The following is a 13,734-nucleotide window of genomic DNA, read 5'->3' on the forward strand; positions in this document are numbered from 1 at the left end:
CGGGCCGGCCTCGCTCACCTGAGGGCGTCGGCCAGCAGGCTCGCGGCCACCGCCGCTCCGTCGGTGCGGATCTCGGTGCCCAGCGCCTTTGCCCGCGCACGGGTCTCGGGCGCCAGGGCCGTCTTGAACGCGACGCCCAGGGACTCGACGGACGGAGCCGGACCGTCGAGTGCCGCACCGATGTCCAGGTCCGCCACCCGGCTTGCCCAGTACGGGTTGTCCGACATCTGGGCTGCCACCACCACTTGCGGTACGCCCGCCCGGGCGGCCGTCGCTGTCGTGCCAGCGCCGCCGTGGTGCACCACGGCGGCCACCCTGCCGAACAGCCGCTGATGGCTGACCTCGCCGATGGCGAAGCAGTCGTCCCCGTCGTCGATCAGGCCCAGGTCGGCCCAACCGCGGGAGACCAGTGCGCGGTGCCCCTGTGCGCGGAGCGCCTCGATGACCCCGCGGGCGATGTCCTGCGACGGGCTCAGGCTGCCGAAACCCACGTACACCGGCGGCTCACCCGCCTCCAGGAACGCCACCAGGTCGGCGGGGAGCGGGCGTTCGTCCGCCAGGCTCCACGCGCCCGTCTGTGTCACGTCGAGGCCCGGGGTCTCCCGCCACGGTCCCAGGGCCGGGTCCGCCGCCAGCCACGGCCGGTCCGTGATGACGTGGTCGCGGACGTTGTCCACCGGTGGAAGACCCATCGATGCCCGGTGGCCGTTGAGCGTCTCGCCGAACTGCGCGTTCACGTGGTGGGCGTCCAGCTCCCACCGCGTCAGGTTGTCGTTCACCTCCGGCTCCGGCCAGCCCGGCCGTGGCGGCGGGGCATGGTGCGGTGACGGCAGGTGGACCGCCGCGTAGCTCGCGTACACGTAGCGGACGCCCGCGGCCTCGGCCACGGACCGCGCGGCAATCTGCGCCAGACCGGCCGCCATCAGCACGTCACATCCGTCGACCGCCGCGGGGAAGATGTCGAACTGGGTGTCCACCAGTTCCGTACGGTACCGGGACAGCTCCGCCGCCGACGGCAGGCCCGTCCCGCGCATCAACTCCCGCACCGGTGGCCCGACAGGCACCAGTCGCACCCCGAGACCGGCCAGCCGCTCCGCGAACTCCTCGTCCGGCGGGGCGCACATCCGCACCTCCACACCGAGCGCCTGTAGCCGCACCGCGAGTGCCACCAGCGGTTCGACATCGCCACGCGTCCCGTATGTGGACAACAACACCCGCATTCCGCGCCCTCTTTCGTTCTGTCGCCCCATATGCGGCAGCAGTGTAGGTCGTGCGGTGCTCCATGCGGCAGTGGTTCCCGAACGCCACGGTGATGATCGAGTCGATTGACGCCTTGTCTCGCCCGGAGCGGTCTCCGGTGACTACGGTGAGCGCCAGCGTGCCTTCCAGGCCGGTTCCCGATCGTCAACACAACCTGAGAGCTGCTGAATGCAAAGTTCGTCGGTGTTCGTCCCTGATGTTTCGGTCATATTGCCCTGCGCCGGACTCGGAACCCGCTTCAGCGCGCCTTACCCGAAGGAGTTGCACTGTCTGGCTCCTGAGGTCACGGTCCTGGACCGCAGCCTGGAGACCGTGGTCGAACTGACCAAAAGCGGACTCAATGTGCGTCTGGTCGTCGTATTCGGGACACACAAGCTGGAAACGGTGCGTTATCTCGCGCGCTACTCCGAGACCTTCCACCTGGTCTTCGTCTACCAGAACGAGTCGTTCGAACCGGGTCTCGACGGAGCGATCCGGTCCGCGCTGCCCCTGACGCGAGGGCCGGTGGCCCTTGTCCTTCCCGACATCGTTGTCTCCGGCGCGGACAGTGCCGGCAGTCTCCTCGCCGCGGTGCGGCACACAGAGGTGACGGGGTGGAGCGTCGTGGCCGCCGAGGAGCGGGATCCCGAAATACTGCGGCAGATGGGCGCGTTGGCCGTGGTCGAGGCGGACGGCGTCCTGACCGTCGACGCGGCCACCGACAAGCCGACGGACCCTTCGGACTTCAACGCGTTCTGGGGCATGGTCGCGGCCGCCGAGAACGAGGCACACAGGTTGCCCGATGTGGTGGCGAAAGGGGTGGAGAGCCCACTGACCGGTGCGGTCGCTCTCATGGTGGAAGGAATCGTCAACTACAACACCCCCGCGGGCTGACATCCCCGGCGCCGACGCCGGCACCGGGACGGCGTGCGCGACGATCCGTCAGCGACCGGTGGTCACTCCGCTCCGGGTGTCCTGTAGCCGGGGATGGAGGGCCACCGGACCGTCATCACCACCGAATCGTCCTCCGCGGTCCAGGAGTGGTCGACGCCGGGTCCCCACACCACGTAGTCGCCTTGTTCTTCGAGGAGGACGCTGTGGTCGGGGAACTCCATACGGAATCGGCCGCTGATGAGGACGAGGAGTCCCGTGCGTTCCTCCCCGGTGACCCATGCGGTGCGCCGGTCGCCGCGCGGATGGTTGCCCCATTTGATCTCGGCGTCGTGGCTGTGCCGCGGGTCCCCGGGGGCTTTGAAGTGGCCGAGGAGCCAGCCCCGGTCGTCGGCCGCGTCCTTGCTCGCGTTGCCCACATATACACCGCTGTTCACGGTGAGGACGCTAGCAGAGGGACCCGGCACCCATGACGACGTACCAGCGCCGGCGGCCCCGCGCGTCAGCGCTCCTCCAGCGCGTCCAGCGCCACGGCCTGTGCGATGGCCAGGCGGCGGTCGAGGTCCGGGGCGAGGAGTTCGAGCACGTACCGGTCCCGCAGCCCGAACTTCTTGTCGACCGCCATCAACCGCTTGCCACTCTCGGTGAAATCGAAGTGGTACGGCCAGAGGAACGGCACGAAGTCCGTGAACGGCAGCCACTCCCAGACCCGCCGCACCCCGGCCACCATCCGGTTGCGCTCGCGCCCGGTGAGGTCCATCGTGCCCGGCTGCCGCATGTTCCAGGTCGAGCGGAAGAGGGAGGCGACGGGTTCGTCGCGGAAGGACCCGATGATCTGGCCCCCCGCGTCGCGCACGTCGTACACGGTTTCGGGGTCGAGGAGCTGGCGGGCCTCGAAGGTGCACAGGACGTGTTCCTTGGACTCGTCGGTGTAGAAGGCCATCTGTTCCCTGAGCGTGATCCGTTTCTGCTGGGCGAAGGCGACGACCTCGCCGTCGGAGCCGTCCGGCCGGGCTGCGGTCACCACGTACTCCTTGGTCATGAGGGTCATCTTCTGCCGGATGGTGAACCGCTCGTGTGCCTGTACGTGTGCGCTGTCCATGTGACGTCTCCCGTTTTCCGTTTCTCGTACCGCCCGGCCGTGTGCCGTGTGCCGTGTGCCGTCTGCCGGGCTTCCGGCTCGACCGGTTCATCGTCACCGTGGCGGCCGGCCCGGCGCAGTCCCCGGAAGTAGCGGCCGGGAACGACGGACGGCGACGGCGCGGACGCTCCAACAGCGTTCGCCCTGACGGTGGTTGGCGACTTTCGTCGTTCGCCGGTACGACGGGGGGATGATGCGGGCGCTCCCGCTCTCTACCTATCGTCGGTCCGTGGACGTGGAAGAAGCAGACACCCCCCGCTCCGTCCGGGCACTCCTGTCCCGGCTTGCCGCCGCGTCGCCCTGGAGCCGCCAACGGATCGCCGGGGAGGCCGTGGTCACCGTTGCTCTCGCCGGGATCGCGGGGGTGTTCGACGCCGTGGGGGCCGGGGTCGGGGCCCGGACCTTCGCCGTTGTCGCGGGCGTCGCCCTGCTGTCACTGGTCCGGCGCGCGCTGCCGGCGACGGCGCTGGTCCTCTCCGCCGCCGCGGCCGGGGAGCTGATCGCCGCGGTTCCGCTGCTGGTCTACGCGAGTTGGTCGGCGGGCAGTCGCATCGTGAGACCCTGGCGCGTGGCCGCCGCGTACGCCGCCGCGCTCGTGGCCCACACCGCCCTGACCGTCCGCAACGAGATCGCCGCTGGTTCCGACCTGTCGCTGACCATCACGGGCGGGCTGGGCGCGGGCGCGTTTCTGGCGCTGGCGATCGTGCCGGGGCTGGCCGCCCGCTACCGGGCCCAGCGCCGCGCGCTGCTCGGTGCCCTACGGAGCAACAACGCCCAACTCGTACGGGAACAGGCGATGGTGGCACGGGAGGCGCGCCTGTTGGAGCGCACCCGCATAGCCCGGGACATGCACGACAGCCTCGGTCACCAACTCGCCCTGATATCGGTGCACTCGGGCGCCTTGCAGGTCGATCCGGAGCTGACCGACCGGCAGCGGGAAGGGGTACGGATCCTGCGGGACGCCTCCGTGACCGCGATGGGGGAGCTGCGCGAGGCCGTCGGCATCCTCCGCGAGGACCAGGAGGACCGGGACGACCGGAAACCGCTCGACGGCCCGGACGCCGGTCGCTCCGTCCACCGGTCCGTCGACTCGATCGACGCTCTGGTCGACTCCTCCCGCGCCGCCGGCGCGACCGTACAGGTGCACCGGTCGGGCACCCGGCGGCCGCTGATGCCCACCGTCGGGCACACGGCGTACCGCATAGCCCAGGAGGGCCTGACCAACGCCCACAAGCACGCGCCGGGCGCCCCCATCGGCCTGGCCCTGCGCTACGAGCCGGACAGCCTGGTGGTGGAGGTCGCCAACGGGCCCCGTCCGGCCGGGTCGGCGCAGGGCCCGGCCGCGATCAGCGGCGGCCAGGGACTCAGGGGCCTGCGGGAACGGGCCGGGCTCGTCGGCGGCATGGTGCACACCGGTCCCACCGCGGACGGCGGTTTCCGTATCGCCGGCATGCTGCCGTACGGCACCGGGGACGGTGTGCCGAGCCCCGGCCCGGACGGCGCGACCTCCGTCGGACCCGGGAACGACTTTGTGGGGCAGATCAGCAGGGGCGTTGCGGGCGACGGTGGAGCGGTCATCAACCGTATCGATCCGCCAACGGAGTTCACCACCGTCATGACCAACAAGAGGAACCTGGCCATCGGCTGCGCCGTCACCGCTGTTGTCCTGGTCGGAGGCATCGTCGCCCTGGGAGCCTGGGGAACGAGCGAGGTGATGAAGGAGATGAAGAAGACCGGCATCTCACCACGTGTGTACGAGTCGGTGAAGGTGGGCGATGCCGAGTCGGACGTACAGAGCGAACTGCCCGACGGGGACTCGTGGCTGACGTCGGATCTGAAGGACCAGGGTCCCGCGCTGCCCGAGGGCGCGACCTGCCGCCACTTCACCTCCGACGAGGACGACCTCGACACCGTGACCGTCTTCCGGTTCTGCTTCCGCGACGGGAAACTGATCGCGAAGGAGACCTTCGAAGCGACATGACCCGGCGCGCCGTACCGCGGGACACCTGTGCGACACACCCGGTCGGGTCAGGGCATGATGGCGGGGCCACGCCATCCGCTCCACGACCGACACCGCGCAGGAGGCTCTGTGATCCGGGTCCTCGTCGCCGACGACGAGCCGCTCATCCGGGCCGGTATCAGGATGATCCTCACCTCGGCCGACGACATCGACGTCGTCGCCGAGGCGGGCAACGGCCGTGAGGCGGTGGAGACCGCGCGGGGCACCGCCGTGGACGTGGCCCTGCTGGACATCCAGATGCCGGTGATGGACGGATTGACGGCCCTGACCGAACTGCGCCGCGCCGCGCCGGACGTGCGGGTGCTGGTCCTCACCACGTTCGGCGAGCGGGACAACGTGCTGCGCACACTCGGCCACGGCGGCGTGGGCTTCCTCCTCAAGGACTCCGCGCCCGACGAACTGATCCACGCGGTGCGGGCGGCGGCGGCCGGGAACGCCTATCTCTCGCCCGCGGCCACCCGGCACGTGGTGGACGCCCTCGCCTCCCCGGGGGCCACCACCCGCGCCGACGAGGCCAGACAGAGGGTCGACGGGCTGACGGCGCGGGAGCGCGATGTGCTCGCGCTGCTCGGCGAGGGCCTCTCCAACGCGGACGCCGGGCGGCGGCTCCACATGAGCGAAGCCACGGTGAAGACCTATGTCAGCCGCATCCTGACCAAGCTCGGATGCGACAACCGGGTACAGGCGGCGCTCCTCGCCCGCGACGCCGGAGTGCACCCGGGCGGAGTGTGACCGTGGGGCCCGTACGGCAATGGCGTTGTCCGATGCCTGAGTAGAAGTACTCAGGCACCCGGTCCGCTTCTGAGGGACGCTGGGCCCATGACCGCGCCGCCCCTCCCCAACTCCCCGCCGTGGCCGACCCACCACCCCCACCACTACACAGGGGGCACCCATCCGCTGCCGCCGCGGCGGCGCAGGTGGCCACACACCGTCGCGGACATCGCACTCGCGATCGGCCTGCTCGTGATCGATGTCATCGCCGCCCTCGTCGCGTTCGTCTTCGGACTCGACGCCGCGGGATACGCGATGTTCGACCCCGCGGCCGACAACGCGTCCGTCCCCCTCACCCGCCCCTTCGCCTACGTGGCCGTGGTCGGCGGCATCGTCCTGGTCTCCGCGTTCCTTCTGCTCATGGCCCGCGCGATCACCAGCGGCGGCGTCCAGGCCCTCGCCGGACTGGTCCTGGTGCTCGTGGCCGTCATCGGAATGCACGACGCGGAGCGCACCGCGCACCCGCGGCCCGCCCCGGCCTCTCCCTCCATCGACCCGGGCGCACTGTGCCGTTCCGGCGGCGACAACAGCGAATGCGGCGGATCCTGACCTTGTCGTGCGGGCCCGGGGAACTCAGGCGGAGGACAACTGTTCCGCGATCTCCTTGACCCAAGTGGCGCTCTTTCCCGGGTCGTTGAGGGAGTCCGCCCACTCCTCCGGGGTCAGCCGGTGGTGGGTGGGGCCTGCTTTGAGAGCGACGAGAAGTGCTCTGGCCGAGTCCCGCATTTCAGCCGTTGTGCTGCCGCTCCCCTTGATGTCCGCGCCCGCCGCCAATCCGTAGACTTTACGGGCCATGGCCTGGCGTTCACCGTTCTCCACCTTCTTCCAGAACTTCAGGGCCTCCTTCAGCGCGTCCTCGCGGGAGGCGGGCTCCGCCGGGGTCTGGTCCGCCGCCCAGCGTTCGGGGTGACGGGCCCCGTCGTAGCGCTTCTTGCCCGCGCGACCCGCCCGGTAGGCGGTGACACCGAGGATGAGGCCGGCCGCACCCGCGGCGAGGCCCCAGCCGACCGGGTTGCTCGCCAGTCCGGCTCCGCCCGCTGTGGCGGCGACCGCCGTCACGATGCCGCCCGCGGCCTTGGTGGACTCGCCCACGGCGGTGAGCGCCTGCTTGCCCATCTTGTTGCGCTGCTTGCCGAGCGCGTACGTGTGCACCGTGTCCATCGTGTTCACGTCCTCGGCGCGCCGGACGTCCCTGGCGGCGTCACGGGCGTCCCCCATCGCTGCCCAGGCCACGTCGATGGCCTCGGAAACACGCTCCAGCCGGTCCTCGCCCTCATGGCCCCAGTGGGCATCCAGCGCGACGTACGCCTCGGCCGCGGCCCATTCGGCTTCCTGCCGCGCCTGGTCGAGCCGGGCCAGTGCCTCCTCGTCGATGCGATCGGGCTTTCCGAGCCCTTTCAGGGCACGGTATTTACGGGCCGTCAGGCCGAAGCGGCCCGCCGCACGGGCGCCCTTCACCGCGCCGACAGCGCTGGAGCCGATACCGCTCGCCTCGGCCGCCGTCATGGCGTGCGCCGCCTTCTGGGCCTTGGTCAGCTCCTTGGCGATCCCGAGGGCGTAGTTTCCCGCGCCGGCGGCGCCGATGACCGCGTCGGCCGTCTTGGAGTTGGCCTTCTTGTCCGCTCCGTGGAAGGCGGCCCCGCTCTTGTGCTTCCCGGCGTCCTTCTTGGCTTTGGCCGCTTCCATGCCGCTGAGCACGGCGCCGGCCGTCTCCGTGAGGAGGTTCTCCGACGCGGCGGCGGTCCCCGAGGAGCCGGCGGAGTGTTTGAGGCCGTCATTGGCCGTGGCGGAGGCTTGCTGGGAGACACCCGCGTTGGCGGGGACATGGACGCCCTTGACGAAGGTGTCGATGAATTCGAGATGCCTCTTGAGCTTGTCGAGAACCCCGGCGATCCGGTCGCGATAACTCTTCGCCCCGGTGGCCGCGTTGTCCTTCTCCGGCGCCTTCTCCTTCGCCGTACCCCTGGCGCGCTGCACCGCCGCGGTCGCGGCTCGGTTGCCGGCGCTGGACTGGATCTCGAAGAGGGCGCGCTCCGCAGAGTTCTCCGACGGACTCCCGGCCCGGCCCCTGTCCCGGCCCTGGGGCTGCCGGTTCGGCGTCAGCGTGGCCACCGACTGCCGAGTTGAGGTGCGATAGACCGGGGTGCTCATGAACGTACCTCTCCTGTGCCGGACCAGGGCGAGTGGAGACTAGCCAGGCATGGCCAACAGAAGGGGTGTGCTGGGGGAACTTCTCATGGATGGTGCGGAACACGTTCCGAAGCGCCCGTTTTGCCCTTGCGTGCCGGGCCCACCGGTGCGCAAACCACTCAAGTCCCGTACCAGCAATGACATTTGTCACCTGACCCACGAATGCCACGCATGGTCGATCTTTCGGGGTTTCACCCCTTTGCGGCCTTGCACTCCTCGCTAAGGGCTGATTAAGAGATATGACGTCGGCTCATTGGTGCCGGGCGAGTCGCTGCTGGTCCGCCCGGGCTTCTGGTCGAACTACCTCTTGGTGATTTGTGGCGCAGGGGGCCGAGCATCCGGGTTCCAGAATGGTTCGGTGAGGACGGCGCCGATGCCGATGTCCTGTCTGAGGTCCTCTTCGATCCTGAACGCCGGCCGCTGTTCAGGGTGCCGGCAGAAGGTGGCCCCGGAGCCGTGGTGATCTACCGCAACCTGGATGGCGACTACGGCACCGACCACCTCCTCACCCATCCAGGCAGAGGCTACGCCGAGCAGATCGCCGGCCGGGACGGAGAAGTCTCCGGTGCTGGGCTGACATGGCACGAACTGATCCGGATCGCCGACAGGGGCCATTGAGCTCCCGCGGGTCTTCGGGTCGGAGTAGTCGCCGGACTTGGCGTGGAATCCGATCGCTCCGGCCGTGATGGCGGCGAAGCCGAGGGCGGCAGCGATGCCCAGCGGCTGCCGGAACAGCGCGCCAATCGGCCGGATGATCTCCGGCCAAGAGCCATCAGAAGCGCCCCAGGTTCGGCAGTCCCTCATCCTTGCCGCCCGGGGCGCAGGCGGCTGGCCGGCGACGGCGGCGAACACGGTGAGGCCGTTCCCCGACTCCGCCCTGGCGGGCGGGGTGGGTGGCGGGTGTCCATCGGGTCGCCCGGCGGCCACTCAGCTTTCGGCGGTGCCGTCGTCTTGGGCGACTTCGTCGACAAGCCGGCGGAGGATGCGTTCGTGGAGGGCGGCAAGGGTGTCGAGCTCGTCAGGGGCGAGCAGATCGATGAAGTACCGGCGCACATTGTCCACATGCTGGGGTGCCGCTTCCTCGATCGCCCGGCGCCCGGCAGGCAGCAGGCGGACGAGGGTGCTGCGGGCGTCGGCCGGGTTGGCCTCGCGGGCGACCAGTCCGCGCTGCTGCATGCCCCGAACCTGATGGGAGAGACGGCTCTTCTCCCAGAGAAGCAGGTCGCACAGCTCTCGCGCGGGCAAGCGCTCCTCGGGATGCTCCGACAGTACGGCCAGGATCTCGTAGTCGGCCTCACTCAGTGCGGAGCCCTGGAGGAGGCGCCGCTGCAGGCGGACACGAAGCTGGTGGTGCGCGTGCACGAAGGTCCGCCAGGCGCGGTCCTCCCGGGCGTCGAGCCACTTCGGTTCCGTTGACATGCACCCATTCTAGCTAGAGGTTGAGGACTCAATCAAATGGAGTTATCGTTGAGTCCTCAACCGCTTTGGCGGAGAGGCCCCTCCCTGTCGCACCGCGCGGAGGACCGCCTTCCCTCCCACACCCGCACGGCTGCACCGGACGGGTGGGTCACCAACCTGCACCAGGAGTAGCCATGTCCATCCGCATCGTCGCTCTCGTCGGTTCCGCGCGTTCCGGTTCGCACAACCGACAACTCGCCGAGACCGCAGTCAAGCTCGCTCCCGAAGGAGTCGAGGTGCAACTCCAGGAGAGCCTGGCGCAGGTGCCCTTCTACAACGAGGACATCGATGTCGAGGACGGTGTCCCGCAGCATGCCGCGGCCCTGCGTGAGGTGGTCGCCCATGCTGACGCCGTCCTGCTGTTCGTCCCCGAGTACAACGGCACCATGTCCGCCGTCCTGAAGAACGCCATCGACTGGCTCTCCCGCCCGTTCGGCGCCGGCGCCCTCGCCGGCAAGCCCGTCGCCGTGATCGGCGCCTCCGGCGGCCAGTACGGCGGTGTGTGGGCACACGAGGACGCCCGGAAGGCCGCGAAGGCCGCAGGCGGCGCCGTAATCGAGGACATCACTCTCTCCATCCCCGATTCCCTGAACCGGTTCGCCGGAATCCACCCGCTCGACGACCGTGAGGTCGCCACCGAACTGGTTTCCGCCGTCGGCCGTCTGGCGCAGGCCGCCCAGCGGGCGGCCAAGGAAGTGACTGCCGCACGCTGAGTGTCATCCACCACGAAAGCAGGCACACCTCATGAGCGCCATCACCATCATCGGCCTGGGCGCCATGGCCCGTGTCCTCGGCACCCGCGCCGTCGCCGCGGGTCACAGCATCCAGGTCGTCGGCCGCAACGGGACCGAGGCCGCCGCCCTGGCCGGTGAACTCGGCGGCAACACAACAGCCGGGACGGTCGGCAGCGGTGCCCTGACCGGTGACCTCGTCGTCCTGGCCGTGCCGTACGCGGGCGCCGCGTCGATCGTCGGTCAGTACGGGGACGCGCTGGCAGGCAAGGTCATCGTCGACATCACCAACCCCTTCGATCTCACCACCTTCACCGACCTCGTCAGCCCTGACGGCAGCTCCGCCGCACAGGAGATCGCCAAGGCCGCCCCGGCGGGCGCGCAGGTCGTCAAGGCGTTCAACACCCTCTTCTCCGGCGTTCTGGCCTCCGGCGAGGTCGAGGGCCACCCGCTCGACGTATTCCTCGCCGGTGACGATGCCGGCGCCAAGGCATCCGTGTCCTCGTTCGTGGAGAGCCTCGGACTGAGCCCGCAGGACACCGGGGACCTGAAGATGGCCCACTGGCTGGAGGGAGCGGGCCTGCTGATCGTCGGTCTGGCCCAGCAGCGGAAGAACTTCGCCCTCAGCGTCAAGATTCTCGGCTGACAGCACGGTGAACCCGCCCGCCCGCGCGGCCCGAGACGGAGACCCGGTATCCCTGTGCCAGATCCGAATGGACCGGGCCCGCAACGTGCGGGGGGCGTCATCCGGAGTCCGAGTCACAACGGCGCCTTGCCGCTTCGCCCTGCTGCCGCGCCCCGCCGACGGCTTGGTCGGCGGCCCGGCCCCGGTACTGGTCGGCTGCACCGCAGTACGTCCCCTGACACGCAGGCACCATCGCCGCGGTCATCGCCCGGAGGGCGGCCGATCGTGCGAGCCCACAGCAGTGAAGGAGCACACCGATGAAGTTCGGGATGATCGGTGCGGGAACGCTGTCCCGCGCCATCGCCGGTCACGTCGTGAAGGCCGGACATGACGTGATTTTCAGCAACAGCCGCGGCCCCGAGACGCTGGGTGACGTCGTGGCCGCCTTTGGTCCTCGCGCCTCGGCCGGCAGTGTGGCCGAGGCCGGTGCCGCGGACATCGTCGTCCTCGCGGTCCCCTGGTCGAAGGTCCGCGAGGCGGTGCGCCACCTGCCGGCCAGGGAGGGGCGGATCGTCATCGACGCAACGAACCAGTGGATCAAGCTCACCCCCTCGTTTGTCGCAGAGCACCTCGACATCGGTGGAAGTGAACTGGTCGCCTCGCTGATCCCCGGGGCACATGTCATCAAGGCCTTCGACAACATGTACGGCCGCTACGTCGCAGCGGACCCCGTCACCGAAGCCGGCCGCCGGATCCTCTTCTACGCCGGCGACGACCAGGATGCCAAGAGCCTCTTCCGCTCCGTCGTCGAGGGCTTCGGATTCGCTCCCGTCGACCTCGGCCCGCTGGTGATGGGGCGCCTCATGCAAGTGGACGGAGGGCCGCTGACCGGTCTGCACGCCATCCGAGAGGGATGACCACCCCGTACCACCAACCTTACGGCCCTCAGCCCTCCGCCCCCGGCGGGACCACACCCCACGCAACAGGAGTTCGCTCAGCGGCCGTTCGTCACCGGCAGAGCCAACCGAACGCCGCGCTCAGCGCCGTCGTGTCGACGGTCAGCCAATTCACACTCAGCCGTCGGACAGCCCGTCACGGCCCCAGCCCAGGTGGGGAATTGCAGGACCGCTGACACGTGGACACTCCGAGCCGGTCGGCAGGTGATCGGACTGTGCCTCGGACCCTCGATCTCCACGGCCACCACACCACCGTGACCGGCACCGGTATCACCGCGTTCGCACTGGTCTCCCTCCGGACGGAGGCGCGGCACGCATGACACATCGTCGCCACGAAGCCGCCTTCCCGGTATCCGCAGGCTGCCCGGTACGACTGGCCTCTTTCCCAGGGCAACCCACACACATCTCGCAAAGGAGCAAGACGATGACAACGGAGCCACAGCAGTCGGCCGCCCGCCGCGCATTCCTCAAGCGGACGCTGGCCGCCGCCGCAGTGCCCGCCATAGCCGCTTCGATCGGCGGCGCACTGCCGGGCACCGCAGCCGCAGCCGCAGCCGCAGCAGAGGCTTCCGACCTGCCCGAGTTCGCGCCGGTGCCGAGGAGCGCGCTGGGACCCGCGCTCAACGCCGACGGCTATTTCGTCGGCCGCATCAAGGACAACCTGTACTGGGTCACCGACTCCCACTACCAAACCATGTTCCTGAGCACACGCGACGGGGTCGTACTCGTCGACGCACCGCCGAGCATCGGCCACAACCTGCTGCGCGCCATCGACGACGTCACCAGGGCCAACGGCCGACCCAGCAAGGTGACTCACCAGGTCTACTCCCACTCCCACGCCGATCACATCGCGGCCTCCGCCATCCTGGGCAAGGACGTCGTCCGCATCGGCCACACCGAGACCCGTCGCCTGCTGCTCACCGACGCGGACCCCAACCGGCCGGCGCCGACGGTGACCTTCGACGACCACTACACCCTGCGAGTCGGTGGCGAGCGCCTCGAACTCGCCTACCACGGTCCTAACCACACGTACGACAACATCTTCATCCACGCGCCCGACCAGGAAACACTGATGGTTGTGGACGTGTTCTATCCCGGCTGGGTGCCGTTCACCGGTTTGGCCGTCTCCCAGAACGTCCGCGGCTGGGTGACCGCGCACGACGAGGCGATGCGCTATCCGTGGAAGACCCTGGTAGGCGGCCACCTGGGCCGCCTCGGCGTCCGCTCCGACGCCGACCTGCAGCAGCAGTACGTCGCCGACCTCGACGCAAGCACGCGGGCCACCTACGATTCCCTGGACCCCACTCCGTTCTTCGACAGGTACGGGCCCTCGGGGAATGCCTGGGCGATCTTCAAGACCTACCTCGACGCCATTGCCGAGCAGGCGGCCCTTCCCGTCACCGCCAAGTACACCGGAATACTGGCCGGGGCCGACGTCTACACGACCAACAACGCCTTCGCCATGCTCGAATCGCTACGTGCCGACTACGGCGTGCTCGGGCCCTCCGGTATCCATCCCTAAAGGGTGTTGCAGAAGGTTCGGCTTGGGCAGGCCGAAGTGGTTCCTGACCTGCTGTTTCACCGTGTCATGGCGAGGTTGTGCATGGAAGCGACGGTCTGGACGGCATGGTGAAGTCCGTCGCCTCGTTGTCGGCAGTCGCGCAGGATCTTCCAGTTCTTCATCCGGGCGAAGGTGTGCTCGACACGGGCTC

The 13,734-nt window shown here is 69.4% G+C and carries 14 protein-coding genes and 1 pseudogene; 8 read left to right on the forward strand and 7 right to left on the reverse strand.

Going from position 1 to position 13,734, the window contains the following annotated elements:
• Window positions 1–14: 14 nt before the first annotated feature.
• Window positions 15–1,220: a glycosyltransferase gene (locus ACIO3P_RS33010; protein WP_401850163.1), complete on the reverse strand. Its 1,206-nt coding sequence runs from the start codon at window positions 1,218–1,220 to the stop codon at window positions 15–17.
• Window positions 1,221–1,521: 301 nt separating this feature from the next.
• Here ACIO3P_RS33010 and ACIO3P_RS33015 point away from each other — a divergent pair, with 301 nt between their 5' ends.
• Window positions 1,522–2,133, forward strand: a complete 612-nt coding sequence (locus ACIO3P_RS33015) for a hypothetical protein (protein ID WP_329823846.1) — start codon at window positions 1,522–1,524, stop codon at window positions 2,131–2,133.
• A gap of 62 nt (window positions 2,134–2,195) precedes the next feature.
• Here ACIO3P_RS33015 and ACIO3P_RS33020 read toward each other — a convergent pair whose 3' ends face one another.
• Both ACIO3P_RS33020 and ACIO3P_RS33025 read right to left on the reverse strand, forming a co-directional pair.
• A complete protein-coding gene (locus ACIO3P_RS33020; protein WP_401850164.1) occupies window positions 2,196–2,567 on the reverse strand; it encodes a signal peptidase I in 372 nt (123 codons plus the stop codon).
• A gap of 65 nt (window positions 2,568–2,632) precedes the next feature.
• Window positions 2,633–3,232, reverse strand: coding sequence for a hypothetical protein (locus ACIO3P_RS33025; protein WP_401850165.1), 600 nt, complete (start codon window positions 3,230–3,232; stop codon window positions 2,633–2,635).
• Between the two features lie 274 nt (window positions 3,233–3,506).
• Between ACIO3P_RS33025 and ACIO3P_RS33030 the strand changes: the two genes are divergently transcribed.
• The 3 genes from ACIO3P_RS33030 (at window position 3,507) to ACIO3P_RS33040 (ending at window position 6,611) form a co-directional block, all read left to right on the forward strand.
• Window positions 3,507–5,252, forward strand: a complete 1,746-nt coding sequence (locus ACIO3P_RS33030) for a sensor histidine kinase (protein WP_401850203.1) — start codon at window positions 3,507–3,509, stop codon at window positions 5,250–5,252.
• A gap of 108 nt (window positions 5,253–5,360) precedes the next feature.
• Window positions 5,361–6,023, forward strand: a complete 663-nt coding sequence (locus ACIO3P_RS33035; RefSeq protein ID WP_329823850.1) for a response regulator transcription factor — start codon at window positions 5,361–5,363, stop codon at window positions 6,021–6,023.
• An 87-nt stretch (window positions 6,024–6,110) separates the two neighbouring features.
• The gene (locus ACIO3P_RS33040; RefSeq protein WP_401850167.1) at window positions 6,111–6,611 is read left to right on the forward strand and encodes a DUF6234 family protein; all 501 of its coding nucleotides are present in this window, start codon (window positions 6,111–6,113) and stop codon (window positions 6,609–6,611) included.
• A 24-nt stretch (window positions 6,612–6,635) separates the two neighbouring features.
• On the opposite strand, the gene ACIO3P_RS33045 is transcribed toward ACIO3P_RS33040, so the two are convergent.
• The 3 genes from ACIO3P_RS33045 to ACIO3P_RS33055 form a co-directional block, all read right to left on the reverse strand.
• A complete protein-coding gene (locus tag ACIO3P_RS33045; RefSeq protein ID WP_401850168.1) occupies window positions 6,636–8,213 on the reverse strand; it encodes a hypothetical protein in 1,578 nt (525 codons plus the stop codon).
• A 339-nt stretch (window positions 8,214–8,552) separates the two neighbouring features.
• On the reverse strand, window positions 8,553–9,104 hold the full coding sequence (locus tag ACIO3P_RS33050) for a hypothetical protein (protein ID WP_401850169.1): 552 nt from the start codon (window positions 9,102–9,104) through the stop codon (window positions 8,553–8,555).
• A gap of 75 nt (window positions 9,105–9,179) precedes the next feature.
• Window positions 9,180–9,671 carry a MarR family winged helix-turn-helix transcriptional regulator gene (locus ACIO3P_RS33055; RefSeq protein WP_329823854.1) on the reverse strand — a complete coding sequence of 164 codons (492 nt, stop codon included), beginning with the start codon at window positions 9,669–9,671 and terminating at the stop codon, window positions 9,180–9,182.
• A gap of 173 nt (window positions 9,672–9,844) precedes the next feature.
• Between ACIO3P_RS33055 and ACIO3P_RS33060 the strand changes: the two genes are divergently transcribed.
• The 4 genes from ACIO3P_RS33060 (at window position 9,845) to ACIO3P_RS33075 (ending at window position 13,544) form a co-directional block, all read left to right on the forward strand.
• Window positions 9,845–10,423 carry an NADPH-dependent FMN reductase gene (locus ACIO3P_RS33060; protein WP_401850171.1) on the forward strand — a complete coding sequence of 193 codons (579 nt, stop codon included), beginning with the start codon at window positions 9,845–9,847 and terminating at the stop codon, window positions 10,421–10,423.
• Window positions 10,424–10,454: 31 nt separating this feature from the next.
• Window positions 10,455–11,087 carry an NAD(P)-binding domain-containing protein gene (locus tag ACIO3P_RS33065; protein WP_329823856.1) on the forward strand — a complete coding sequence of 211 codons (633 nt, stop codon included), beginning with the start codon at window positions 10,455–10,457 and terminating at the stop codon, window positions 11,085–11,087.
• Between the two features lie 296 nt (window positions 11,088–11,383).
• On the forward strand, window positions 11,384–11,983 hold the full coding sequence (locus ACIO3P_RS33070) for an NADPH-dependent F420 reductase (protein WP_401978251.1): 600 nt from the start codon (window positions 11,384–11,386) through the stop codon (window positions 11,981–11,983).
• A gap of 463 nt (window positions 11,984–12,446) precedes the next feature.
• On the forward strand, window positions 12,447–13,544 hold the full coding sequence (locus tag ACIO3P_RS33075; RefSeq protein WP_401850174.1) for an MBL fold metallo-hydrolase: 1,098 nt from the start codon (window positions 12,447–12,449) through the stop codon (window positions 13,542–13,544).
• Between the two features lie 56 nt (window positions 13,545–13,600).
• Here the strand turns inward: ACIO3P_RS33075 and ACIO3P_RS33080 are convergent.
• Window positions 13,601–13,734 (reverse strand): annotated as a pseudogene (locus tag ACIO3P_RS33080) (IS5/IS1182 family transposase); the annotation flags it as partial.

Source organism: Streptomyces sp. NPDC087310, assembly GCF_044744405.1.
Classification (GTDB): Bacteria; Actinomycetota; Actinomycetes; order Streptomycetales; family Streptomycetaceae; genus Streptomyces.